This is a genomic window from Streptomyces sp. NPDC057697 (assembly GCF_042799335.1).
In the GTDB taxonomy this organism is placed as follows: Bacteria; Actinomycetota; Actinomycetes; order Streptomycetales; family Streptomycetaceae; genus Streptomyces.
This window is the reverse complement of sequence record NZ_JBHVJA010000016.1, coordinates 109,672-133,883: the sequence shown is the minus strand read 5'-3', so window position 1 is coordinate 133,883 and position 24,212 is coordinate 109,672. Positions and strand designations below refer to the sequence as shown.

21 protein-coding genes are annotated in these 24,212 nt (G+C 73.3%); 9 read left to right on the top strand and 12 right to left on the bottom strand.

Annotated elements, in window-relative coordinates; translation table 11 throughout:
* Positions 1–17: 17 nt before the first annotated feature.
* Both ACFVFH_RS31665 and ACFVFH_RS31660 read right to left on the bottom strand, forming a co-directional pair.
* Positions 18–1,529, bottom strand: a complete 1,512-nt coding sequence (locus ACFVFH_RS31665) for a UbiD family decarboxylase (protein WP_383775068.1) — start codon at positions 1,527–1,529, stop codon at positions 18–20.
* A gap of 13 nt (positions 1,530–1,542) precedes the next feature.
* On the bottom strand, positions 1,543–2,211 hold the full coding sequence (locus ACFVFH_RS31660) for a UbiX family flavin prenyltransferase (protein WP_383775065.1): 669 nt from the start codon (positions 2,209–2,211) through the stop codon (positions 1,543–1,545).
* 75 nt (positions 2,212–2,286) lie between these two features.
* On the opposite strand from ACFVFH_RS31660, the gene ACFVFH_RS31655 reads away from it, so the two are divergent.
* Positions 2,287–2,775, top strand: coding sequence for a MarR family winged helix-turn-helix transcriptional regulator (locus ACFVFH_RS31655; RefSeq protein ID WP_383775062.1), 489 nt, complete (start codon positions 2,287–2,289; stop codon positions 2,773–2,775).
* Positions 2,776–2,796: 21 nt separating this feature from the next.
* On the opposite strand, the gene ACFVFH_RS31650 is transcribed toward ACFVFH_RS31655, so the two are convergent.
* Together ACFVFH_RS31650 and ACFVFH_RS31645 are read right to left on the bottom strand one after the other, a co-directional pair.
* Entirely contained in the window at positions 2,797–4,449 is a 1,653-nt protein-coding gene (locus ACFVFH_RS31650) for an amidohydrolase (protein WP_383775059.1), read from the bottom strand.
* 93 nt (positions 4,450–4,542) lie between these two features.
* Positions 4,543–5,877, bottom strand: coding sequence for an MFS transporter (locus ACFVFH_RS31645; protein ID WP_383775057.1), 1,335 nt, complete (start codon positions 5,875–5,877; stop codon positions 4,543–4,545).
* A gap of 209 nt (positions 5,878–6,086) precedes the next feature.
* Between ACFVFH_RS31645 and ACFVFH_RS31640 the strand changes: the two genes are divergently transcribed.
* Entirely contained in the window at positions 6,087–6,980 is an 894-nt protein-coding gene (locus ACFVFH_RS31640; RefSeq protein WP_383775054.1) for a LysR family transcriptional regulator, read from the top strand.
* 30 nt (positions 6,981–7,010) lie between these two features.
* Here ACFVFH_RS31640 and ACFVFH_RS31635 read toward each other — a convergent pair whose 3' ends face one another.
* Positions 7,011–7,166: a DUF6131 family protein gene (locus ACFVFH_RS31635; protein WP_383775052.1), complete on the bottom strand. Its 156-nt coding sequence runs from the start codon at positions 7,164–7,166 to the stop codon at positions 7,011–7,013.
* A gap of 98 nt (positions 7,167–7,264) precedes the next feature.
* Complete coding sequence (locus ACFVFH_RS31630; protein ID WP_383775049.1) at positions 7,265–7,885, bottom strand: L-threonylcarbamoyladenylate synthase; 621 nt, start codon at positions 7,883–7,885, stop codon at positions 7,265–7,267.
* A 172-nt stretch (positions 7,886–8,057) separates the two neighbouring features.
* Here ACFVFH_RS31630 and ACFVFH_RS31625 point away from each other — a divergent pair, with 172 nt between their 5' ends.
* Complete coding sequence (locus tag ACFVFH_RS31625; protein ID WP_383775047.1) at positions 8,058–8,525, top strand: GreA/GreB family elongation factor; 468 nt, start codon at positions 8,058–8,060, stop codon at positions 8,523–8,525.
* Positions 8,526–8,552: 27 nt separating this feature from the next.
* On the opposite strand, the gene ACFVFH_RS31620 is transcribed toward ACFVFH_RS31625, so the two are convergent.
* Positions 8,553–9,188 (bottom strand): DUF1345 domain-containing protein, encoded by a 636-nt coding sequence (locus ACFVFH_RS31620; protein ID WP_383775209.1) that lies wholly within the window; start codon positions 9,186–9,188, stop codon positions 8,553–8,555.
* Positions 9,189–9,468: 280 nt separating this feature from the next.
* On the opposite strand from ACFVFH_RS31620, the gene ACFVFH_RS31615 reads away from it, so the two are divergent.
* Complete coding sequence (locus ACFVFH_RS31615; RefSeq protein ID WP_383775044.1) at positions 9,469–11,781, top strand: FdhF/YdeP family oxidoreductase; 2,313 nt, start codon at positions 9,469–9,471, stop codon at positions 11,779–11,781.
* A gap of 10 nt (positions 11,782–11,791) precedes the next feature.
* On the opposite strand, the gene ACFVFH_RS31610 is transcribed toward ACFVFH_RS31615, so the two are convergent.
* Positions 11,792–12,424 (bottom strand): TetR/AcrR family transcriptional regulator, encoded by a 633-nt coding sequence (locus tag ACFVFH_RS31610; protein WP_383775042.1) that lies wholly within the window; start codon positions 12,422–12,424, stop codon positions 11,792–11,794.
* Positions 12,425–12,512: 88 nt separating this feature from the next.
* Here ACFVFH_RS31610 and ACFVFH_RS31605 point away from each other — a divergent pair, with 88 nt between their 5' ends.
* From ACFVFH_RS31605 to ACFVFH_RS31595, 3 genes are read left to right on the top strand one after another with little or no spacing between them, the layout of a single operon-like run.
* On the top strand, positions 12,513–13,946 hold the full coding sequence (locus ACFVFH_RS31605) for a purine-cytosine permease family protein (RefSeq protein ID WP_383775039.1): 1,434 nt from the start codon (positions 12,513–12,515) through the stop codon (positions 13,944–13,946).
* Positions 13,947–13,989: 43 nt separating this feature from the next.
* Positions 13,990–15,621, top strand: a complete 1,632-nt coding sequence (locus tag ACFVFH_RS31600; RefSeq protein ID WP_383775036.1) for an amidohydrolase — start codon at positions 13,990–13,992, stop codon at positions 15,619–15,621.
* Positions 15,618–16,724, top strand: a complete 1,107-nt coding sequence (locus ACFVFH_RS31595) for a C45 family autoproteolytic acyltransferase/hydolase (protein ID WP_383775033.1) — start codon at positions 15,618–15,620, stop codon at positions 16,722–16,724. Before ACFVFH_RS31600 ends, ACFVFH_RS31595 begins: the two co-directional genes overlap by 4 nt.
* A gap of 87 nt (positions 16,725–16,811) precedes the next feature.
* Here the strand turns inward: ACFVFH_RS31595 and ACFVFH_RS31590 are convergent, their stop codons facing one another.
* From ACFVFH_RS31590 to ACFVFH_RS31575, 4 genes are all read right to left on the bottom strand, one after another.
* A complete protein-coding gene (locus ACFVFH_RS31590; RefSeq protein ID WP_383775030.1) occupies positions 16,812–17,192 on the bottom strand; it encodes a zf-HC2 domain-containing protein in 381 nt (126 codons plus the stop codon).
* A 146-nt stretch (positions 17,193–17,338) separates the two neighbouring features.
* The gene (locus ACFVFH_RS31585; protein ID WP_383775027.1) at positions 17,339–18,034 is read right to left on the bottom strand and encodes a response regulator; all 696 of its coding nucleotides are present in this window, start codon (positions 18,032–18,034) and stop codon (positions 17,339–17,341) included.
* Positions 18,006–19,244 (bottom strand): sensor histidine kinase, encoded by a 1,239-nt coding sequence (locus ACFVFH_RS31580; protein WP_383775025.1) that lies wholly within the window; start codon positions 19,242–19,244, stop codon positions 18,006–18,008. The genes ACFVFH_RS31585 and ACFVFH_RS31580 overlap by 29 nt, the downstream gene beginning before the upstream one ends.
* Positions 19,245–19,344: 100 nt before the next feature.
* The gene (locus ACFVFH_RS31575; RefSeq protein ID WP_383775022.1) at positions 19,345–20,355 is read right to left on the bottom strand and encodes an alpha/beta hydrolase; all 1,011 of its coding nucleotides are present in this window, start codon (positions 20,353–20,355) and stop codon (positions 19,345–19,347) included.
* A 244-nt stretch (positions 20,356–20,599) separates the two neighbouring features.
* Here ACFVFH_RS31575 and ACFVFH_RS31570 point away from each other — a divergent pair, with 244 nt between their 5' ends.
* On the top strand, positions 20,600–22,636 hold the full coding sequence (locus tag ACFVFH_RS31570) for a DUF4139 domain-containing protein (protein ID WP_383775020.1): 2,037 nt from the start codon (positions 20,600–20,602) through the stop codon (positions 22,634–22,636).
* Between the two features lie 8 nt (positions 22,637–22,644).
* Entirely contained in the window at positions 22,645–24,207 is a 1,563-nt protein-coding gene (locus ACFVFH_RS31565; protein WP_383775018.1) for a DUF4139 domain-containing protein, read from the top strand.
* The last annotated feature ends 5 nt before the right edge of the window (positions 24,208–24,212 follow it).

Sequence of the window (24,212 nt, the reverse complement as noted above, 5' to 3'; positions counted from 1 at the left end):
GTGGAGGTCCGCGACGCTCAGCGGGGCGGGCGCGCCGTGGCGGAGAAGCCGTAGGCGGTCCAGTTCTCGTCGACCCGCGCGCGGACGTGGTCGGGGAAGGAGTGCCGGTAGGACGCCGTGGTGCCCCTGGTGACGCCCTCGAACTGCTCGGGCAGCAGACAGCTGACGACGGACTTGCCGCCGCGCCCGGTCCGCACCTCCTCGGGTGTCAGATAGGGGACCATCGGGATACCAGGCGCCTGCGGGTAGGAGTACGCGCCGGTGCCCGGGTGGTGACGGGTCGCCATCGCCCACACCACCTGGTCGATGTCGGTGATGTCGATGTCGTCCGCCACCAGGAGGACCTTGGGCACCAGCCATCCGGTGTGGGAGCCGAAGAGGACGTCGGCCACGGCGTCGGCCAGCTCCTTCTCGCCCAGACCGCTCCGGGCCAGCCGCTCGATGTCGACGGACACCACGATCCAGCAGGTCGCCGCCTCGTAGGAGCACCAGGCCATCGTGACGGGCAGACCGCTGGAGCGCAGCAGGTCGAGGCTGACCGCGGAGATCATCGTGCCCCAGATGGTGTGGTTCTCCTCCGGCGGCAGACCGGCCACGCAGATCGGCAGGACGGGATCGTCGCGGAAGGTCATCGCCTCGACGTGGAAGACCGGCTGCGGCTTGCTCTCGGCGAAGGCGTAGCCGTGGTACTCCCCCATCGGCCCCTCGGGCGCGGTCTCGTCCGGGCTGATGTGCCCCTCCAGGACGATCTCGGCGTTGGCCGGGACGTACAGGTCGTGCAGTTCGGTGCGGACCACCTCGACCGGGCTGCCCGTGAGGGCGCCGACGTAGCCGTCCTCGTTCACTCCGGCGGGCAGCGGCATGCCCGCGGCGGCCAGTGCCGCGGGCGGGGCGCCGAGCACCATGGCCCAGGGCGTGGGCAGACCCTTGTGGCGCCACATGGCGTGGATCATGCCGAGGTGCTGCTGGGCCATGGCCGGGCCGACGAGGGTGGTCCGGCCGTGCAGCATGGCGCGGCTGACCGACCAGCTCGTCCACCGCCCGTCCGGGGTGCGCACCACGTGGTAGCCGTAGGTGCCGAGGTAGCGGCCGCCGTCGTGCTCGTGCAGCAGCGGGACGGGGAAGCGCTCCAGGTCGACGTCGTCGCCGGTGAGGACGTTCTCCTTGCAGGGACCGGTCTCCACCACGCGCGGCGCGAGGGGTTCCGCGTGCATGGCCGCGACGAGCTTCTCCACCAGTTCGCGCGGGGTGGTGCCGGCGGGGAGGCCGAAGTGGGCCGCGAGCCGGCCGTAGGTGTTCCCGTCGGCGCCGCTCAGGCCCGCGGGCGCGCCGAGCATGCGGAATCCCGCCTCGGTGCCGGTCAGATTGCTGAACAGGGGCGCGGGACTCCGCGTCTCGTAGACGCGCCGGGTGACGGCCGCGGCCTCCAGCACGGGGCTGACCGGCTCGCGGATGTCCACCGCGTCGCCGGTGGCCAGCAGGTTCTCCACGAAGTCGCGGAAGTTGAGGGCGCTGCCTCGCTGGGTCATGGGGGTGCCTTTCTCAGAGGGCGGTGGGGTGTTCCGGCCGCGCCGTGGGCGGGGCGGGGCGGGGTGGTTCGCCGCCCGGTGCGCGGCGGTCGCGCAGGGCCGGGCGGGGACCGGCGGCGGCCGCCGCGAATCCTTGCCATCGCCGGGCGGTGGGAAGTTCGAGGCCGAACTGGTCGAGGACGCGCACCACGAGGTGCTCGACGATGTCGCCGATGCCCTCGGGCCGGTTGTAGAACGCCGGGACCGGCGGCATGATCACGGCGCCCATCCGCGTCAGCTCCAGCATGTTCTCCAGATGCACCGCCGACAGGGGGGTCTCCCGGGCCATCAGGACGAGCCGGCGGCGCTCCTTGAGCACCACGTCCGCGGCCCGGCCGATCAGCCCGTCCCCCTGGCCGGTGCGGATGGCGGCCAGCGTCCTCATGCTGCACGGCACGACCGCCATGCCGTCGGTCCGGAACGAGCCGCTGGAGATGGGGGCGCCCTGGTCGTCCGGGCCGTGGCACACCGACGCCAGCGCCTGCACCTCGCGCAGTGTGTACGGCGTCTCCTGTGCCAGCGTCGTCCGCGCCCAGCGGCTGACGACCAGATGCGTCTCGACACCCAGTTCTCCGAGCGCCTCCAGCAGACGCACCCCGATGGGCGCGCCGGTGGCACCCGTCATGGCGACCACGAGTCTCATCACGCCGTCCTTCCGCTCATGGACATCACGCACAGTTATTCCGTACACGTCCTACTTCGCTCCACGGTAAAGTACGTGTACGTCATAATCAATTCGTGGAAGCGGGGAGCGATGTCGCGGGAGAACGGGGAGCCGGGCGTCACGCCCGATGTCATCGACGGGATCGGCCCCCTGGCCCGGCAGCTGAACCAGGCCCACACCCGGCTCTGGTACGAGCAGGTGCACCAGGACCTGACGGGCCCTCAATTCACGGTGCTGACCCTGCTGCACACCCATGGGGACATGGACCAGGGCACGCTCGGCGCCCTGGCCCATCTCGACAAGTCGACCACCGCGCCGCTCCTGGACCGGCTGCGCCGACGGGGCCTGGTGGAGCTCGCGCAGGACGACAAGGACCGGCGCCGGAAGCTGGTGCGCGTCACCGGGAGCGGCCGGGAACTGGCCGTCCGCCTCGCGCCCGCGGTGGTCGCGGTGAACGAGGAGATGCTGGCGCCGTTCACCCCGGAGGAACGGGAGCTGTTCCTCGGCCTGTTGCGGCGCGCGGCGCAGCGGCGGGAGCGGTGACCCCGCTCCCCGCGGGCGCGCTCAGGAGGCCGTGAGCGCGCCCGCGTCGTACGCGATCCGGCCGCCGACCACAGTGGCCCCGACCGTCAGCCGTCCGATGCGTTCCGGGGCCACCCCCAGCAGGTCGTCGCTGAGCACCGCGAAGTCGGCGAGCATCCCCCGCGCCAGGGTCCCCTTGATGTGCTCCTCGTGGACGGCGTGGGCCGAGCCGACCGTGTACGCGGTCAGTGCCTCCCGGGCCGTCACCGCCTCGTGCGGGCCGATCGGGGCGCCCGAGGCGGTCCGCCGGTTCACCATGTCGTGGATGCTCAGCAGCGGGTCCGAGGCGACCACCGGGGCGTCCGAGGAGCCCGGCAGGACCAGGCCCGCGTCCAGGAACGACCGCATCCGGTAGGCCAGCCGGGAGCGTTCGGGGCCCAGCGCCGTCAGGAGCCCGTCGCCGATCTCCGAGAGGAACCGGCCCTGGGGCACCGGGATCAGGCCGAGTGCCGCGATCCGGGCGACCTGCGCGTCGCTGGTCACCGCGGCGTGCTCGACCCGGTGGCGCGCGTCTGCGCGCGGATGCAGCCGCTGGGCCTCCTCGTACGCGTCGAGGACGATGTCCAGGGCCGCGTCCCCGATGGCGTGCGTGGCGATCTGCCAGCCGCAGCGGTGTGCCTCGACGACGTACCGGCGGATCTGCTCGGGCTCGTGCTGGAGCAGGCCGCTGTTGCCGGGGGTGTCGTGGTAGTCGCAGCACATCGCGGCCGACCGGCCGATCAGCGATCCGTCCGACATCATCTTCGTCGGTCCCACGCGCAGCCACTCGTCGCCGAGGCCGGTGCGCAGGCCGAGGTCGAGGCCGTACCAGCGGGCGTCCGGCGCGAAGGTCCCGCAGTCGTGCAGCGTGGTGATGTACGGCATGACCGTCATGCGGACCCCGAGCCGGCCGCTCTCCCGGACGCGCAGGTAGGCGTCGAGGTCCGCTGGGCCGTTGCCGATGCCGTCGAGGGCGCCGATGCCCGGCTCGGTCACGCTCGTGAGGCCGACCGCGAGGGCGGCCCGCGCCCCTTCGGCGATGTGGGCGGTCCATTCCTCGACGGGCTCCGGGCGGAGCACCCGGTCGACCAGCTGCATCGCGGTCTCCTGGAGCAGCCCCTCGGCCCGCCCGGCCGCGTCCCGCACGACATGGCCGCCGGGTACGTCGGGCACATCGGCGAGGTCGGCGAAACCGGCCCGAGCGAACGCCGCCGTGTTGGCCACGGCCATGTGGTGCGAGGTGTGCACCAGCCAGACCGGACGGCCCCCGGCGGCCCGGTCGAGCGCCTCGGCGGTGGGATGGGCGCCGGTCTTGTTCTGGTCGTAGCCCGCGCCGAGCACCCAGGCGTCGGCGGGCAGCGTCGCGGCGCGCTCGGCCACCGCCCGGTACAGCGCGTCGAGGGTGGGCACCGCGGTGTACGAGACGTCGAGTTCCCGCAGGCCCTTGCCGACCAGGCTGAGGTGGTGGTGGGCGTCGTTGAAGCCGGGCACGGCGTGCGCGCCGCCGAGGTCGACGACGGTGTCGGCGGCACACCCCTCCAGCTCCTCGTCGAGAGCCACGATCCGGCCCCCGAGCACACCGACGGCACGGGCTTCGGGGCGGTCCGGATCGAGGGTGGTGAATCGTCCGTTCTGGAACACGGCGTCGAGGCGCACGGGGTCAACTCCTGTAGTGCGAAAGGGGATTGTCGGGACGGTGGCCATCGCGGCAGGTGGTTCCGCCCGGTGTCGGCGGCCGGTCGGACGGCGTCAGACGGCCACCGCGACGGGCTGCGCGCTGGGCGTGCGCCGGTCCATGAACCGGGCGAGCGCGGCGACGCACACCGTCGTGACCAGCAGCAGGACCGCGTAGAACCCGACCACGGGCCAGATCGAGCCGCCGCCGGAGGTCAACAGGGCCTGCGCGACCAGCGGCGTGGTGCCGCCGATGAGGGTCGAGCAGAGCTGGTAGGAGAGCGAGATGCCGGTGTAGCGGACCCGGGACGGGAACGCGCGGGCGAGGAACCCGGCCAGGACGGCGTAGTAGCCGGATCCGCTGATCATGGCGAGGGCGATGCCGCAGAACACCAGGAACGGCCGCGCCGTGTTGATCAGCAGGAACATCGGGACGGCGACGACCACGTTGGCGAGCAGCGAGCACACCATGAACCGGGCCTCGCCGACCCGTTCGGAGATCAGCGCGGCGAGCGGCTGCCACAGGAACTGCACGGCGGAGAGCGCGAGCAGCACGTACAGCATCGTCTGCCGGTCCATGTGCAGCTCGTTCGTGGTCCAGGAGAGCACGAACGTATTGGTGAAGTACGCGGCGGAGATACCCATGATCGAGGCGCCGATGCCCAGCAGGACGGTGCGCCAGTCGGTGCGCAGCACCTCGGCGACGGGGAGCTTCACCACCTCGCCGCTCTCCTTGACCCGCTCGAAGTCGCCCGACTCCTCGACCTTCAGACGGATCACGAGCCCGACCACGACGAGCAGTCCGGACAGCAGGAACGGCACGCGCCAGCCCCATGCGGCGAAGGCGGCGTCGTCCAGGGTGCCGGCCGCCAGGAAGACCAGGGTGGCCAGGATCGCCCCGGCCGGGGACCCCTGCTGGACGAGCATCGCGAAGAGGGAGCCCCGGCCCTTGGGGGCGCTCTCGGACGCCATCAGGACCGCGCCGCCCCATTCGCCGCCCACCGCGATGCCCTGGACGGCGCGCAGCAACGCCAGCAGCAGGGGCGCGGCGACCCCGATCTGCGCGTGGGTGGGCAGCACACCGACCAGGAAGGTGGCGGCGCCCATCATGATCAGTGTGGTGACGAGGGTGCCCTTGCGGCCCATTCGGTCGCCCAGGTGACCGAAGACGATCCCGCCGATCGGCCGGGCGAGGAAACCGACCCAGAAGGTGGCGAAGGAGGCGAGCACACCGGCGGCGGGCGACACGTCGGGGAAGAACAGCTTCCCGAAGACCAGCGCGGACGCCGTTCCGTAGATGTAGAAGTCGTACCACTCGATGGTGGTGCCGACGAACGAGGCGAGACCCGCGCGGCGGGCCTGACCCGAGGCACGGGGGGCCGGTGCCTCGGCGGCGAGGGGGACGTTCATGGGGAGGGGCCTCCGGCGGACGCGGAGCCTTCGGTGAGGGGGCCGGGCGGTTCGGGGAACCGGGCGGTGGGGAGCCCTTCGGCGAAGGAGCCGGGACGGTGAGCTGGACAGCCACAGTCTGGGATTCGATCACCCATAGCGTCTAATACTTGATTGCTAGGATTCCCATGCCTTTGAGGCATGGGATTCGAGACCTTCGGGAGACCACCATGGAACTGCGGGTGCTGCGCTACTTCCTCGCCGTCGCCGAGGCCGACTCGGTCACCGCAGCGGCCCGCCAGGTGCATATCGCCCAGCCTTCCCTCTCCCGCCAGCTGAGCGCGCTGGAGAAGGACCTGGGCGTCTCGCTGTTCACCCGCCGCCCGGGTTCGCTGACGCTGAACGCCGCCGGCCGCCGGTTCCGTCCGATCGCCCAGGACCTGGTGCGCCGGGCCGAACAGGCCGCCGAGACGATGTCGGCCATGGGGCAGGGCGAGCGGGCGGCGCTCACGGTGGTCACCGCCCCGTCCACCGTCGCCTATCTGCTGGCCCCGTTCATGGCGGGCGGCGGCAGCGCCGGGCCGACGCTGCGCGACGCCATCCAGGAGGACCCCAGCAGGGTCTTCGACACGCTGTCGCGCAGCGACGCCGACCTCGGCATCTCCACCAGCCCCGCCCCGGCCCCGCTGGAGTCCGCGTTCCTCGGCCGTACGCCGGTCATCGCCCAGGTCCCCGCCGGCCATCCCTGGAGCGGGCGCCCCACGATCACCCTCGCCGAGCTGGTCACCGAGCCGCTGATCCTCATGACCCGGTCCAACGCGGCCCGGCTGGTGGTCGACGAGGCGGTCAGCCGGGCCGGCCTGGCCTTCGCCGCCGTGTCCGAGACCGGCTCCTCGCCCTTCGCCCAGGCGCTCGCGGCGGCGGGCCGGGGGATCTGCCTGGTCACGGACGACGCGCGCTTCGGCCTGTCCGAACTGATCGTGCACACACCGGACGGCCCGCTGACGGTCCCCCTGTACGCGGGGTGGGACGCCTCCCACTACGCCCGCTCCGCCATCCACGCCCTGGTCGAGGGGTTGCGCGCCTACTGCGACGTCCGCATGCGGCGGTTCCCGGGGCTCTGACCCGGGCCCCGGGCGGCCGGTGCGCCCGCGTCACCAGTAGTGGCGCCGGCCGCCCACCGCGTGTCCGACCGCGCCCAGGATCCACAGGATGGCGCCGATCACCACGAGGACGACGCCGATGGTCCACAGGATGGCAATACCGGCCACCAGGCCGATGACCAGCAGAATGACTCCGAGGACGATCATGGCGTCCTCCAATCGTGCGCCTGCTCCCAGTATGCGCCGGGCGACCGCGCCCCTGCCGTCCGCTCACCCTCCCGGCAGCCGGTGCCGGACCGGCGCGGTCACTCGAACCGCGTGGTGTCACCGGCTCCCCGGCGGACGATCTCGGGTTCACCTCCGGAGAAGTCGATGACCGTGGTCGGCTCGGTGCCGCAGTCGCCGGAGTCGACCACGGCGTCCACCACATGGTCGAGCCGCTCCTTGATCTCCCAGCCCTGGGTCAGCGGCTCGTCCTCGTCGGGCAGCAGCAGGGTGCTGGAGAGCAGCGGTTCCCCCAGCTCGGCGAGGAGCGCCTGGGCGACCACGTGATCGGGGATCCGGACGCCCACCGTCTTCTTCTTCGGGTGCAGCAACTGACGCGGCACCTCCTTCGTCGCGGGAAGGATGAAGGTGTAGCTGCCGGGTGTCGCCGCCTTGATCGCCCGGAACACATCGTTGTCGACGTGTACGAACTGCCCGAGCTGCGCGAAGTTCTGGCAGACGAGCGTGAAGTGGTGACGGTCGTCGAGGTGGCGGATCGAACGGATCCGGCCGATGCCGTCACGACTGCCCAGCCGGCACCCCAGCGCGTAGCAGGAGTCCGTCGGATACGCGACGAGGGCGCCGGACCGGATGCTGTCGGCCACGCTGCTGATGGTGCGCCGCTGCGGATTCTCGGGGTGCACATCGAAGTACTTCGCCATTCGCGGAGTCTAAGGGCTGTCCGGCGTACGCCCCGCGCACCGGATGGACACGGCCGTACCGGATGTGCCCGTCCCCCGGCTGCCGCCCGGCCTGGAGCCATGACTGATATCTTACGAATGTCACCTATGGCCTGCGGTGCTCGACCGTGCCGCCCGTGCGACGGGAGCAGGAATGAACGGTGGACCCGAACCCATCAGCACCGCGGCACGCGAGGCGCTGGAGCAGGAACTCGCCGTTCTGCGCACGGAGCGTGCGACGGTGGCCGCCACCCTGGACGGCGGTGACGAGGTCGGCGACCGGGCCGATCGGGCCGACGAGTTGCAGCGCGGCACGGAGCTCGATCGCCTGGACACCCGCATCGCCGAGATCGACGGCAGGCTGCGCGAGGCGGACGCCGCGGGGGCTCCCCCGGCCGACGCGGTCGGCGTCGGCAGCACCGTGACCGTACGGTTCGCCGACGGCGTGGAGACGACCATCCGGATCAGCGAGTTCGCGGAGGCGCGGGACCGGACCCTGGTCACCGCCGACAGCCCGCTCGGCGGCGCGCTGCTCGGACACCGGGCCGGTGAGACGCTCACCTACGACCCGCCCGGAGGACGTACGACCGTGCACGTGCTGTCGGTGGGCGGCGACGCGTAACCCGTACGCCCGCGCGGCGGGCGCGGCTCAGCCCGTGACGATCCCGGCGACGAGGTTGATCGTGGTCGCCAGGATGCTCGCGCCGAACACGTAGGACAGCAGGCAGTGCCAGAGGGCGACCGCGCGGATCGTGGAGCTGGAGACGTCGGTGTCGGAGACCTGGTAGGTCATGCCGAGGTTGTAGCTGAAGTAGAGGAAGTCCACGTACTTCGGGGGGTCTGGGGAGTTGAAGTCGATCCCGCCCTCGGAGGGCAGGTAGTAGAGGTACGCGTAGCGGGTGGCGTACATCAGGTGGAGCGACGCCCAGGCCATGAAGACGCCGCAGAGCGCCGTCGCGGCCGCGGCGTGGCTGAGGTCCGAGTGGCCCACCAGGAGCAGCACCACGATGCCGACCAGTCCGCACAGGGCGGCCGCGACGACGACGAGTTCCTCGGCGACGGGCCGGAACTCCTCGCGCCGTACGTTGCGGTGGGTGGTGGCCGCGTCCATGGGCCACAGCACGAGCCACCCGGTCACCACGAAGACCGTCTCCGCGGCGGCGATCCCGGCGAGCACGCCCAGCGGCCCGTTGGCCACCAGACCGCTGAGCACGCCGATCACCGCGCCGAGGGCCGCCGAGCCGACGAGTCGGGGTACGGCGGAGAGCGCCGGCCGACGGTTCATGGACATCAGGGGTGACCACCTCGTTGGCTCGGTGGATCACCGTGCCCGGCCGGGATGCCGCCCGGGAGGCAGGGGCGGACGACGAGTACGGCCCAGCGTATCCGCGCCCGCACCACGGCGCAGGCCGTCGGCGGGCGGCCGCCGCCCGGCGCTCCGAGCCGGTCCCTCGCTCCGTCCACCGCACCGGCCGAGGCCGGGTGGCGGGGGCTCCCGGGCGTGCTTAGCCTGCCCGGGAGAACCGCTTCTCACAGCGCGCCCGAACGGCGGAAGGGTGGAAGGCTTGAGCACCGACGAGGACGAGCAGCAGCCCCCGGCCCCCTCGGTCGGTCCCGCCCCGAAGGGCGGCCCGGAGTTCCGGCCGTACCGCCACCCCGCCGCGGGCTGGGGCGCCGCCGGGAGTGTGACCCGGATCCTGGCGCGCGAGCGCGCCGTGGTCGACGGTCCGCGGGCCATCATGCGGATGAACCACGAGAACGGCGGCTTCGACTGCCCGGGATGCGCCTGGCCGGACGACACCAAGGGCCTGCACCTGGACATCTGCGAGAACGGCATCAAGCACGTCACCTGGGAGATGACCCGCAAACGGGTGGGGCGCGCGTTCTTCGCCGCCCACTCGGTGACCGAGCTGTCCGGGTGGAGCGACTACGACCTGGAGAACCAGGGGCGGCTGACCGAACCGATGGTCTACGACCCCGAGTCGGACCACTACGTCCCGATCGGCTGGCAGGACGCGTTCGATCTGGTCGGACGGGAGCTGCGGGAGCTCGACGACCCGGACCGGGCGGCGTTCTACACCTCCGGCCGGCTCGGCAACGAGGCCACCTTCCTGTATCAGCTGATGGCCCGTGAACTGGGCACCAACAACCTGCCGGACTGCTCCAACATGTGCCACGAGGCCAGCGGGCGAGCGCTCCAGGCCTCCCTGGGCACCGGCAAGGGGACGGTCGACCTCAAGGACTGGGAGTCCGCCGACGCGCTGTTCATCCTGGGGGTCAACGCGGCTTCCAACGCGCCCCGGATGCTCACCGCCCTCGCGGAGGCGTACCGCAGGGGCACTCGGATCGTGCACATCAACCCGCTCGTCGAGGCGGCGGCGACCCGCACCATCGTCCCCCACGACTTCACGGACATGGCCCTCTTCAGGGCGACCCGTACCAGCACGCTCAATCTGCAGCCGCGCATCGGCGGCGACATGGCGCTGCTGCGCGGCATGGCCAAGGCGGTCCTGGAGCAGTCCGCGTCCGATCCCAAGGCGCTGGACCAGGAGTTCATCGACCGTCACACCACGGGGTTCGAGGAGTACCGCGCCCTGTGCGAGGCGACGCCGTGGGAGGAGATCGAGACCCAGTCCGGGCTGAGCCGCGCCGATGTCCTGAAGGCGGCGCGGGTCTACGGCGAGGCCGACCGCTCCATCGTCAGCTGGTGCCTGGGGCTCACCCAGCACGAACACGGCGTGGACACCGTACGGGAGATCGTCAACCTGCTCCTGCTGCGCGGCAATCTGGGGCGGGAGGGGGCGGGCCCCTCGCCCGTACGGGGACACAGCAACGTCCAGGGCAACCGCACCTGCGGCATCGACCACCGCCCCGGCGGGCCGTTCCTGGACCGCCTCGCCGAGGTCTGCGCGATCCGGCCGCCCCGTGAGCACGGCCTGGACACCGTCGGGACGATCAGGGCGATGCGGCGCGGCGATGTGAAGGTGTTCGTCTGCATGGGCGGCAACTTCGCCCTCGCCGCGCCCGACACCCCGGCCGTCTGGGAGGCGTTGCGCACCTGCGAACTCACCGTCCAGGTGAGCACCAAACTCAACCGCAGCCATCTCGTCCACGGCCGCCGGGCCCTCATCCTGCCGTGCCTCGGCCGTACCGAGAAGGACCATCAGCGCAAGGGCGTCCAGAGCACCTCCGTCGAGGACTCGATGAGCATGGTCCATCTCTCCGTCGGCATGAAGCGCCCCGCCTCCCCGCACCTGCTGTCCGAGCCGGCCATCGTCGCCGGGATGGCCCGCGCCGCCCTGCCGGACAGCACCACGCCCTGGCAGTGGTACGTCGAGGACTACGACCGGATCCGCGACACCATGTCCCGGGTCCTCGACGGTTTCGAGGACTTCAACCGCCGGGTGCGGCTGCCGCTGGGCTTCCGCATCAAGCAGCCCGCCCGTGAGCTGGTCTTCCTGACCCCGTCCGGACGGGCCGAGTTCTCCGCCGCCGCGCTGCCGGACGTCGTCCCCGCCCCGGGCACCCTGGCCCTGGGCACCATGCGGTCCCACGACCAGTGGAACACCACGATCTACTCCGACAACGACCGCTACCGGGGCATCGAGAACCTGCGCACCCTGGTCTTCATGAACCGGGCCGACATGCGCGAACGCGGGATCGCCGATCTCGGCCCCGTCGACATCACGAGCACCGCCAGGGACGGCAGCCGGCGGTCCCTCCATGGCTATCTCGCCATTCCCTACGACATTCCGCGCGGCTGCGCGGCCGGCTACATGCCGGAGATGAACGTGCTGTGCGCGCTCGGCGACTCCAGCACCCAGAGCGATCAGCCGATCATGAAGCACGTCAAGGTCACCATCGACCCGGCGGCCTGAGCGGGGCGCGTCAGGCGCGGGTGCGGAGCGCGCCCGCGGCCAGGCCCAGCAGACGTTCGGCCGTGGTGACGGCCATGTCCGCCAGCGCCGGGTGGTCGACCTGCGCGTCGTCGTTGGCGTACGCGCCGAGACCGTCGACGGTGACCAGGATGTGCAGGGCCGCTCCGAGCGCGTCGTCGGTGGTGAAGTGCCCGGTGCACCGCCCCTCCTCGACGAGGTCCGTCAGGGCGGTGCGCGTCTCGGACTCCTGGGCGCGCACCGCCGCGCGCAGCCCCGTCCTGAATCTGCTGATGTGGCGCGCGTTGAGCCAGAGCCTGCTGAGGTCGCGGTACTCGCCGTCTGTGAGGCGCACGAGGAAGCGGGCGAGCCGCACGTCCGCCGGGAGTTCCCGTTCGTCGTGCGGCAGGAGCGATTCGCGCTCCTTCGTCGCGGCGTGCGAGAACGCCTCGCTCACGAGGTTGTCCGCGGCCGGGAAGTAGTGGCCGATGAGCCCCGGGCGGACGCCCAGCTCGTCGGCGACGCGCCGCAGCGTGATGCGTTCCAGCCCCTCCTCCAGCGCGATGTCCGCCGCGGTCCGCACGATTTCCGCGCGGCGCTCGCCGGGCAGCTTCCGGGTCCGTGTGGGCTGAGGTCTTGACGTCATGGGGGACACGCTATTGGATGTGTGCCCAACACGCAGTTGGCCATTTGCCCAATAGGGGCCGGACGGCCTGCGTACCGGAGAGGCCCCGATGACGACGACGAACCCCGGCTCCCGCGCGAGCTCCCTCGACGAACACGGTCCCGAACGCACCGGGCACGTGGAGACACGAGGCATCGACCTGGTCCCGGCCGACGAGCGCGGCGGACGGCCGCGCCAGCTGTTCGCGGTCTGGGCGGCACCGAACGTGAGCTATCTGAGCTTCGTCGTCGGCGCGACGCTGATCCTCATGGGCCTCACGCTCCCCCAGGCCCTGGGCGTGATCCTGACCGGGAACCTGCTGTGGATCTGTACGGGCGTCGTCGCGGCGAGCGGCCCGGCCGCGGGCACGAGCGGGTCGGTGATCTCCCGCGCGATGTACGGCGTCGTCGGCAACAAGGTGGTGCTCGTCCTGACCGGCTGGCTCATCGCCGCCGCCTACCTCGCGCTGAACTGGTCGGCCGCCTCGGTCGCGGGGATCGGCCTGGCGGGCCGGTTCGGCCTGCCGGACAACTCGGCCGTCGACGCGACCGTCATCTGTCTCATCGCCGCCGGAACACTGCTGATCGCGATCTTCGGCCACGCGACGATCGTCCGCCTCTACACCGCCCTCAGCGTGCTCCTGACCGTGGTCTTCGTCGTCGTCACGGGGTACGTGCTCACCGCGACCGACTGGTCCTACGCCCCGGCCGAGCCGCTCAGGGGCGCCGCGCTCGCGGTGGCGCTGGGCACCGGCTTCACCATCATCGCCTCCACCCCGCTCTCGTACAGCAACAGCCCCGACCTCGCCCGCTACCTGCCCCGGGACAGCAGCCCGGTCGCCATCGCGGGGTGGACGGCGCTCGGCGCGTACCTGCCGAGCAGCCTCTTCACCATGGTCGGCGCGCTCGCGGCCACCAGCCTCGACATGAGCGACCCGGAGGCCGCGCTGGAGAGCATCCTGCCGAGCTGGTTCATCCCGGTCTTCGTCATCGCGGTCGTCGTCAACACCATGACGAACAACGGCATGACGGCCTACAGCGCCAGCCTGTCGATCCAGTCGGTCGGCGTCCGGCTCGCCCGCATCCCGGCGGTCCTGATCATCGGGGTGCTCGGCACGGTCATGACGCTGTACGCGATCCTCGTCTTCGACTTCCTGACCAGCGTCAACACCATGCTCCAGCTCGTGGTCACGGTGACCGGACCGGCCATGGCGGTGGCCGTGACCGACCTGCTCCTGCGGCGCAACCGCTACAACGGGGCCGACCTCCTCGAACAACGGCGCGGCGGCCCGTTCTGGTACCACCGCGGCGTCCACTGGGCGGGGTTCCTCGCCCTCGTCGCCGGCGGGCTCACCTCCGCGCTGTGGGTCAACACCAGCTTCTGGACCGGCCCGATCGCCGCGGCCCTGGGCGACATCGACCTGGCGATTCCGTCCGGCATGCTCACCGCGGCCGCCGTCTACTGGGCGGCGACCCGCGTCCTGCGCACCATCCCGCGCGGCTGACGCACACACGACACCGAACCCGCACGACCCCGAGGAAGACCCTGTGCACGCCGACGTCCTGGTGCTCGCCCACCACATCGAACATCTCACCGGAGAGCCTCCCGCACCGTCCGCGAACGCGGTGGCCATCACCGACGGCCGGATCGTCGCCGTCGGCACCGCGTCCGGCCTCGAACCGCTGCGGGGCCCCGGCACCGCCGTCCACACGTTCCCGGGCGCCACCCTCCTGCCCGGCCTCACCGATGTCCACGCCCACCCCGTGTGGGGGTCGATATCGATCGGCAGCGGTGTGGACCTGTCCGCCGCCTCCACCCTGGAGCAGGTCCACGCCCTCCTCGCCGAGGCGGCCGACGCCCCGGCCGCGGACGAGTGGATCACCGGGTACGACCTCGACGTGAACGTGTTCGACGGCGACCCGGCCGGGACCGTGTTCGCGGAGCGCTTCCCCGGCCGGCCGATCTCGCTGATGACCCGCGACGCGCACGCGCTCGTCGTCAGCCCCCGGGTCGTGGAGCTCGTCGGCCTGACCGGCCGGGAGACGTTCACCGACGCCTCGTCCGTGGAGGTCGGCCCGGACGGTCGCCCGACCGGATTCGTGGTCGAACTCCAGGCGATGGACCTGGTGTTCGACCACTACCCCGACGTGCCCGTGGACACGGCCGCCTCGTACGTGCGCCACCAGCTCGAACAGCTCGCGCGCGGCGGGCTCACCGCACTGCACGCGCTCGACTTCTCCGACCCGTCCGAAGCGGTGTACCGGCACATCGAGGAACACGGGGAACTGCCGCTGCGGATCCGCTGCTCCCCGCTGGTCCCGGCCGACTCCACGCCCGATGTCTGGCGGCACGTCGCCGGTCTCCAGGGCCGTCGCGGGCGGCGCTGGCACGTCGAGGGCGCGAAGTTCATGCTCGACGGCACGGCGGACAACGGCACCGCCTGGTTCGACCGGCCCGACATCCACGGCGAGAACCGAGAGCCGCTGTGGCGCGACGTCGAGGCGTACCGCGAGGCGATGCGCTTCTTCACCGGGCTGGGCATCCCGACCGCCACCCACGCGATCGGCGACCAGGCCGTCCGGTTCGCCCTCGACGTCATCGAGGAGGTCGGCCCGGCGGGCCGTGCCCCGCACCGCGTCGAACACATCGAGTCCATCCCCGACGACCTGCTGGGCAGGTTCGCCGAACTCGGCGTCGTGGCCAGCCTCCAGCCGGTGCACGGGACCCGGCACACCCGCGCCGACGGCACCGACAACTGGTCGCGGCGCATCGGACCCGACCGCGTCGCCCACGGCTGGCGCACCCGCGACCTCCTGGACCACGGCGCCGTCGTGGCGCTCGGCTCCGACTGGCCCATCGGCCCCGGGGACCCGCGCATCGGCCTGGCCGACTGCCAGCTGCGCCGTCCGGTCGAGGAGTCCGGCGCGGCGCCCGTGCAGCCCGGCCAGGCGGTCACCGCGCGCGAGGCGTACGCCGGTATGACCTCCGCCGCCGCGTACGCCGCCGGCGCGTCCGCCGAGCTCGGCCGGATCGCGCCCGGATTCCTGGCCGACCTCACCGTCTTCGCCGCCAACCCGCTCGATCTCGCCCCCGAGGCACAGCCCGGCAACGCCGTGCTCGCGACGATCGTCGGCGGCACCGTACAGCTCCACCCGGACACCGTGAAAGGACGCCCGTGACCACGACGTCGATCCCCCGCCCCGCACACCGACGCCACGTCGAGGCCGCCGACCCCGACCCGCGCGCCCGCGGCACCGTCCGCGGCGAGCAGCTGCGCGACGGCATCCCCGCCGCGCTGGACGCCTACGACCGGCTCTTCGCCCTCGGTTTCGTCTCCCCCGCTCAGGTACGCGAGGACGCCGAGCGCGCCCTCGACGCCATCGGACGGTTCCGGCCGGGAGCGCGCGCCGAGATCGAGGGCATCGCGCACGGGTGCGGCATCGAGCCGTGGCGCGTCGGCGTGCTGAACGCGCGCACCGAGATCCTGGCGCGCAGCGCGACCGTGCCGCCCGGCGAATGCACCACGATCGTGCGCCGGGTCGCCGGTGCCGGTGGTTCGGCACCGCGCACCTTCGGCGTCCAGACCTGGGACTGGCACATCGAACTGAGCGCCCTGTGGCACACCTTGGAGATCCGCGGTGGCCGGCACGGCTTCGTCGGCCTCACCGAGGACGGCATCCTCGGCAAGATCGGCGTCAACAGCGCCGGGCTCGCCCTGCACTTCAACATCCTCGGACACGTCCGGGACGGGATCGGCGGCGTTCCCGTGCACGTGCTCGCGGCGATCGTCCTGGAAGAGGCGGGCAGTGTCGCCGAGGCCGTCGAGATCGTCCGCGGCGCTCCCCTCGCCTCGTCCGGTTCGTTCGCCCTCTTCGACGGGACGGACGCGGTGCTCCTCGATCTGAGTCCGGTCGGCGTCTTCCCGGTGCGGGCCGAGCACGGCACTCTGGTGCGCACCAACCACTTCCTGACGCCGACGCCCGCCGCGGACGAGAAGACCTGGCTCTACCAGCCCGATTCGGGCGAGCGCCACGACTTCGTCCGTGCCCGGCTGGCCCGCGCGGCGGCGCCGGCCACGCTCGACGAGCTCCTGGGCCACCTCGTGACCGGGGACGGCGAGCCGCCGGTGACCTGCCTCCCCGATCTCGGCAAGCCGCTCGGCCAGCGCTGGGCGAGCCTCGCGACCGTGGCCCTCGATCCGGCGACGCGCACCGCCCGGATCCTGGACGGCACCCCGGCGGACATCGGCTCGCGCCAATGGCGCGTCCTCACCGCCTCCTGAGCCCCGCCCCGGCCCGCCCACGGCCGCGTGGGCGGGCTGCCGGGGCCCCGGCGCGGCCCTTCCGGCCGGTGGCGCGCCGTGCCTCGTTCACCGGGTGTACGACGTGGTCTTGCTGACCCACTGGGACAGCGTGATCTGCCGCGACGCGGCGGCCCGGTCCGGCCTGCGGTGGCGGGGGGACGCGTCGCCGCGCGCGGTCCGGCCGGCCGGGCACGCGCGCCGGTGCCGTCCCTGGCCGCGGGCCAGGGCGTCGCGCAGCAGCCTCAGGTGCGCGGGCACCGCCGCGGAGCCGTCGTACGCCTCCCGGCAGGCGGTGCAGGCCGCCAGGTGGACCCGTACGGCGCGCGTCTCGTCGGGGGCGAGGGCCTCGGGCGTGATTCCGGCCGGCAGCAGTTCGCGGATCGTGCGGCACTCCTCGATGACGGGCTTCTCACCGGACATCGGGGTCGGGAAGCGGGCTTCGGTCATGGCGAAACCTCCGTTCATGGGCCCACCATCCCCCGGCGGCACCCCCCGGCACATCGTCCCCACAGAGTGATTCCCGACTACCACGGCTGCGGTATCCGGTACGCCGGACTACTGCCGGGGCCGACCGCCGGACCCCGTGCGGGCGCTCACGCGGGCAGCTCCGGGCCGCTCGTCCCGGCCACCGGGCTGACCAGCCCGCACTGGTAGGCCACGACCACGAGCTGGGCACGGTCCCGGGCCGCCAGCTTGGTCATCGCACGGTTGACATGGGTCTTGGCGGTCAGCGGGCTGACGAACAGCCGCTCGGCGATCTCCTCGTTGGACAGGCCCAGAGCGGCGAGGGCCGTGACGTCGCGCTCCCTCGGCGTCAGGCACTCCAGCCGCTCGTGCACGAACCCCGGGCAGGGCTCGGGCTGGGCCAGGAAGCGGGTGATCAGGGACCGCGTCGCGGTCGGGGACAGCAGGGCCTCGCCGCCCGCGACCGTACGGACGGCGTCCAGGAGCTCCTCGGGGCGGGCGCCCTTGCCCAGGAAACCGCTCGCTCCCGCGCGCAGCGCCTCGGCGACGTGCTCGTCGTCCTCGAACGTGGTCAGGACGAGGACCTTCACGTCCGCCAGCTCCTCCGACTCGCTGATGAGCCGGGTCGCCTCCAGACCGTCCATCTCCGGCATCCGGATGTCCATCAGGACCACGTCCGGGCGCTGTGCCCTGGCCAGCTCGACCGTCTCGCGCCCGTCGGACGCCTCGCCCACGGTCTCCATGTCGTCCGTGGCGTCGAACAGCATCCTGAAGGTGCCCCGCAGCAGGGCCTGGTCATCGGCCAGCAGTACGCGAATCGTCATGCCCGTCCCTCCGGTCCCGTGCCGGGCCGGGGCGGCCCGGCCGCAGCGGCAGTTCGGCCGTCACGCCGAAGCCGCCCCCGGGGCGCGGGCCCGCGTGCAGCCTGCCCCCGATCGTGGCGGCCCGTTCACGCATGCCGATCAGCCCGTGACCGGCGCCCGGGTGCGGACGGCGGGGCCCGGCGGATCCGTCGTCCTCGACGGTGATCGTAAGACGTTCCCGGTGGTAGTGCAGGCAGAGCCGGGCGTGATCGGCCCCGGCGTGCTTGCGCACATTGGTCAGGGACTCCTGGACGATGCGGTACGCGGCCAGGTCGACCGCCGGTTCCAGCGGCTCGGTGGTGCCGTGCCGGGTGTGGGTCACGGCCAGCCCGGCGCGTTCGAACGAGGCCAGCAGGGCCGGGACCTGTGCCAGGCCCGGCATCGGGTCGCGGGGCGCCACCGGATCGTCCGACTGCCGGAGCAGGCCCACGGTCACCCGCAGCTCGTCCAGCGCGGAGCGGCTGGTGTCCCGGATGTCCTCCAGCGCGGTCAGGATCTGTTCCGGCCGCTGGTCCACCAGGTGGACGGCGACGCCCGCCTGCGCGTTGATCAGGGCGATGTGGTGCGCGACGATGTCGTGCAGCTCGCGGGCGATCCGGACCCGCTCGGCGGCGACCCGCTGCCGCGCCTCCTGCTCCCGGGTGTGCTCCGCGTGCTCCGCCCGTTCCTCCACGGCGACGACATAGGCGCGCCGGGAGCGCACCCCGTCCCCGACCGCGGCCGGAAGAGCCGTCCAGGCCAGCGTCGCGGCCGTGTCCGGCTCCAGCCAGGACTGCGGGGTGAACACCGCGGCGGCGCTCACCAGGACCGTGGCCGCGACGGCCGCGGAGACCCAGGCGGTACGCCGGTCGGTCCTTACGGCCACGTTGTAGACGGACACCAGGACCGGGCTCACCACCAGCGGGCTGTCCCGGACCCCGAGCAGCTGGAAGACCACCCCGCAGCCAAGGGTGACGGCCAGTACACCGAACGGGTGGCGGCGCCGCCACACCAGGGCGGCGCAGCCGATGGCCGCCACCAGCACCGGGGGCCAGCGCAGCAGGACCTGGTGCCGGTGCGGGTCGACCGAGGCGGCCACGACCGCCAGCACGAACAGCACGGCGGCGCCCGTCGCGTCCGCCGCGCGGAGCCGGGCCTGTCCCCCCGGCCGCCAATCGTTGATCACCGCCATTCCCCCACGGTAGGGGCGGTGGACGGATCGGGCATCGCCGCGCCGGGGCCGGGGAGCCCGCTCACGCGATGGCGTCCCGGGCCCCGGCGCAGGCCCGTTCCTACGTTCCGGCGGGCCGTCCGAGGAGGCGCCGGAGCCAGCGGGTGCGGGCCTCGCGTGCGTCCCGGCTCAGCGCGGCCCGCGGTGCCAGGCCGTCGAAGCCGTGGCAGCCACCGGGCCATACGTGCAGCTCGGCCGCGCCGCCCGCCTGCCAGATCGCGTTCGCGTAGGCCACGTCCTCGTCCCGGAACATCTCGGCCGACCCGACCTCGACATAGGCCGCGGGGAGGCCGGAGAGGTCGGTGGCGCGGGCGGGGGCCGCGTGGGGCGGCAGGTCGGGGTCGCCGTAGCGGTCCCCCAGCAGCGCCTTCCAGACGGTGGTGTGGGAGGTGAGGTCCCCCGTGCCGATGCCCGACATCTGGTGGCTGGAGAAGGTGTCGCCGCGGTCGTCGAGCATCGGGCACAGCAGCAGTTGTCCCAGCAGCCCCGGACCGCCGCGGTCGCGGGCCAGCAGGGCGAGGGCCGCGGCGAGCCCGCCGCCGGCGCTCTTGCCTCCGACGACGATCCGGTCCGCGTCGATGTCCAGCTCGGCCGCGTGGCCGGCCGCCCAGCGGAGTCCGGCGTAGCAGTCCTCCAGCGGTTGCGGGTACCGCGCCCGCGGTGCCAGCCGGTACTCGACGGAGATGACGGCCAGCCCCAGCGGGAGGGCCCATTCGCGCAGGATCCGCGGAAGCACGGACCACGCGTTGCCCATGACCATCGCGCCCCCGTGCATGTAGTACAGCAGGGGCAGCGGCCCGGTGAGGCCGGAAGGGCGCGCGCCCACGAGTGCGACGTCCGGTCCGCCGGGCGGTCCCGGCACCTGGAACTCCGTCACCTCGAAACGGCCGTCGGCGCGCAGTTCCCCGGCCGTCGGTCTGGGCCGGGACGCGGCGTCGCGTTCCTGCCGGGCGGCCAGGTTCGCCGGGGTGAGCGGCTCCGGAGCCTCCTCGCCCAGGGCGGCGAGCACCACGTCCAGTTCGGGGTCGAAGGGCGGCACCGCCCCCGGGACCGGGACACGGCCGGTGCTCATGCCCCGTCTCCCGGCCGGACGGCGGGAGGCCGTGTCGCGTCCGCTCCGTGCCGGCCGGTCCGCGCGCCCGTGCTCGTGGGGACACCTCTCCTGAGACCCATACGGCCCAGCCAACCACACCGCCGGGCCCGGCAGTCGGCGTACGCCGCGGGGTCCCGGCTCCTCTCCTCCCGCTCGGCGCGTGCCCTCGGACCGTCCGGGCGTAGGCTGCCCTCAGCATGGACACGGCAGGGGGGCGGAACACATGACGACCGGGGCGACACCGCGGTGGGACTCGACGCTCGACGCGGTCGTGGTGTACGCGCAGGGCGCGGTCTGCAGACGCCTGGCCCGGGGCCGCGTGTCGCCCGGCGGCCGGGTGCGGGTGACGGGGCTGCCCCGTTCGCTGGACCCGGGATCGCTGCGGGCCCGGGTGCTGGGCGCCTCCGGGGCGCGCGTCACCGAGGCCCGGGTGGAGGTCGAGGCCGAGCCGCTCGGCACCGGCACGCCGGACGGGCTGCGACACGAGGCCGAGCGGCTGGGCGACGAGCACGCGGCTGCGCGGGAGCGCCGGGACCGGCAGCTGGGCCTGATCGAGGAGGTCGCCGCTCTCCGCCCGGTGCCGCCGCCCCGCAGGCGCGACGACCCGCACCGCCGCGCCCCGGTCGACGCGTGGCTGGAGCTCGCCGACTTCGTCGACGAACGGCTGGCGGGACTGCACCGGCGCCTCGTCGCCCTGGAGGAGGCGCTGCGCGACATCGAGCACGCTCACCACATCGCCGTCGACCGGCTCGGACGCGCCTCCACCGACGCGCCGTCGGCGCATGTGGAGACCACGGTCTGCGCGGCCCTGACCCTCGACGGCTGCGGCGACGCGGAGACCGAGGTGGAGCTGGAGTACGGGGTGCCGGGCGCCGTCTGGGTCCCGGCCTACCGGCTCGCCCACCGCCGGGCCGACGGCAGCGGCAGGCTGACGCTGCGCGCCTCGGTCGCGCAGCGGACCGGCGAGGACTGGACCGGCGTACGCGTCTCCCTGGCCACCGCCGATCTGCGGCGCCGCACCGACCTGCCGAAGCTGCGCTCGATCCGGATCGGGCGCAGTCAGCCCGCCCCCGCTCCGTCCGGCTGGCGCGAGCCCCCGGCCGGGCTCGGTGACCTGTTCACCGGGTACGACTCCGCGGGCCCCCGCCCGACCCCTTTCCGCGCGCCCACGGCTGTCGCGGGCAGTGCCGCGCCGCTCCCGCCGCCGCCTCCCCCGCCGTCGGCGCCGCAGGGCTACGGCGCCCCGGCGCCCGGCGGCGCGGTGCCCGGCGGCGCGGTGCCCGCCCCCGCTCAGCAGACCGGGGCACGGCCGGGCGGGCCGTCGCGTGCCCGCTCCCGGTCCTTCGCGGGCCCGCCCGCGCCGATGATTCCCCCGGCTCCCGGCGGGGCCGTGCCGCCGCCCCCTCCGGCACCGGTGGCCGGTCCGCCGCAGCCGAGCGGGAGCGAGCTCGACTACGACGGCCTCGTCCTGTGCGGCCCGGACGAGCAGGGCGATCGCCGAGGGCGGCTCTTCCCCGGCTCGTCCTTCGACCCGGTGGCGGCCGAGTACCGCCGCCGCGCGGAGGCGGTGGCCGCGCTGCCGCTGCCCGGGAAGGCCGTACGGCCCCGCGAGTCGGCGGGCTCCTTCGACCACCGCTTCGACGCCGCCGCCCGCGCCGACATTCCGTCGGACGGCACCTGGCACACCGTCACCGTCGGTGAGATCCCGGTCGGCCTGCGCACCGAGTACCTCTGCGTGCCGTCCGTGGAGCAGACCGTGTACGCGACGCTGGTGCTCTCCAACGCCACCGATCAGGCACTGCTGGCCGGACCGGTGGAGGTCACCGTCGACGACGAGTTCCTGCTGACCGCCGCACTGCCGACGCTCGCACCCGGCGGTGTCCGCCGGATGGGGCTCGGGCCCGCCGAGGGCATCCGGGTCACCCGCCGTACCCATCTGCGCGAGTCGACGTCGGGCCTGCGCAACAACACCACCGTGCTCGACCACCGCGTCCACGTGGAACTGGCCAACCTGCTCGCCGGGCCCGTCGCCGTGGAAGTCCGCGAACGGGTGCCGGTCACCTCCGAACCGGACGTCCGGATCGAGGAACGGGCCGACTGGACGGCACCCGAGGAGGGAACCGGACCCGACCGGCTCGCTCCGGGCACCCGCGTCTGGCGACTGGACCTCCCCGCAGGCGCCACCGCCGCCCTCGACGGCGGCTACGAGATCCGCATCCCGACCGGCAAGGCCCTGGTCGGCGGCAACCGCAGGAGCTGACACACCACATGTCCACGGCCCCGAAGCCGATCGCCCTCCCCGTCGTCGCCGTGACCTGCCTGGAGGACCGCGCCCACGTCGAGCGCGCCGCCGTGCTCGATCTGGAGGCCGGGGTCCAGCGGCTGCGTCTCGGCCCGGTCGGCGCGCAGGCCGTCGACCGGACCCTCCATGCCGAGCTGACCGCCGATCACCCCGCGACCGTGCTCGACGTACGGATCGTGCGTGACTGGACGCCGCGCGGACCGCGGCCGTCCCCGGACGACGACTCCGCCCTGCGCCTGCGCGTCCACGCCCTGGAGGAGGAGCGGCTCGCCCTGGGAAGGCGGCACGACCGGCTGCGGGCCCGCCTCGACCTGCTCGGCGGCCTCGCCACCGATCTGCTGCGGGAGATCGGCGAGGGCGCCGGCGCCGGGGAGAGCGAACCGCCGCGCTGGGCCCGCGAACTGGACCGGGTGGACGACGAACGCGATACGCGGGGCGAGGAACTGCGCGCCGTGAAGGACCGGCTCTCCGCGCTGGACGTCGAACTCGGCGAGGCCCAGCAGGCGCTGTGTCTCGCCGAGGACGAGCCCGCCGAGCTGACCGGTCACATCGAGCTGACCGTGGAGAGCGCGGTCGCCGGTCCGGTCGGTCTGCGCCTGAGCCATCTCACCCCGTGTGCGCTGTGGCGGCCCGCCTACCGGGCCGTGCTCGACGGGGACGCGCTGACGCTGGAGACCGACGCGGTGGTCTGGCAGCGCACCGGTGAGGACTGGTCGGACGTACGGCTGACGCTGTCGACGGCCCGCTCGACACCGGCCACCGATCCACCGGGGCTGGACGAGGACCGGCTGACGCTCATGGAGCGCTCGGCGGCGGAGCGCCGAACGGTCGACGTCGAGCTGCGCGAGGAGGAGATCGGGGCCCTGGGCCCGGCCCCGGTGCTCGGTCTGCCGGGGGTCGACGACGGCGGCGAGGCCCGGGTGCTGAGAGCGCCCGCGCCGGTCTCGGTGCCGGGCGACGGCCGTGCGCACCGGGTGCCGCTCTCGGCGTTCACCACGGCCGCGGCCGGGGAGTACGCCTGCGTACCGGAGTTGTCGCCGCTGGTCACCCAGGTGGTGCGGTTCGACAACAGGTCCGGACACGCGCTGCTCGCCGGTCCCGTGGACCTGGTCCGCGGCAGCGGCTTCAGCGGCCGGGGCACGGTCGACTTCACCCCGCCCGGCGCACCCGTCGAGCTGGCCTTCGGCAGCCGCGACGACTACCGGGTGGTCCGCCGGGCCGAGGAGACCCGCGACTCCACCACCCTCACCCAGCGGACGGTGGTCACCCGCACGGTCCGGCTGCATCTGTCCCGGTTCTCCGCCCCCGGGGAGCGGGGCGAGCGGGTCGTCGCCCTGCGGGAGCGGATCCCCGTCTCCGAGGTCTCGGCGGTGGAGGTGCGCCTGCGCGAGGACGCGTGCGTCCCGGCGCCCGACGTGGTCGACGCCGAGGGCGTCGTCCGCTGGGACGTGCCGCTCCCGCCCGGCGGCCGCCGCACGGTCACCCTGGTCTACGAGCTGTCGGCGAGCGCCCGGGTCACCGGGCTCTGAGCCAG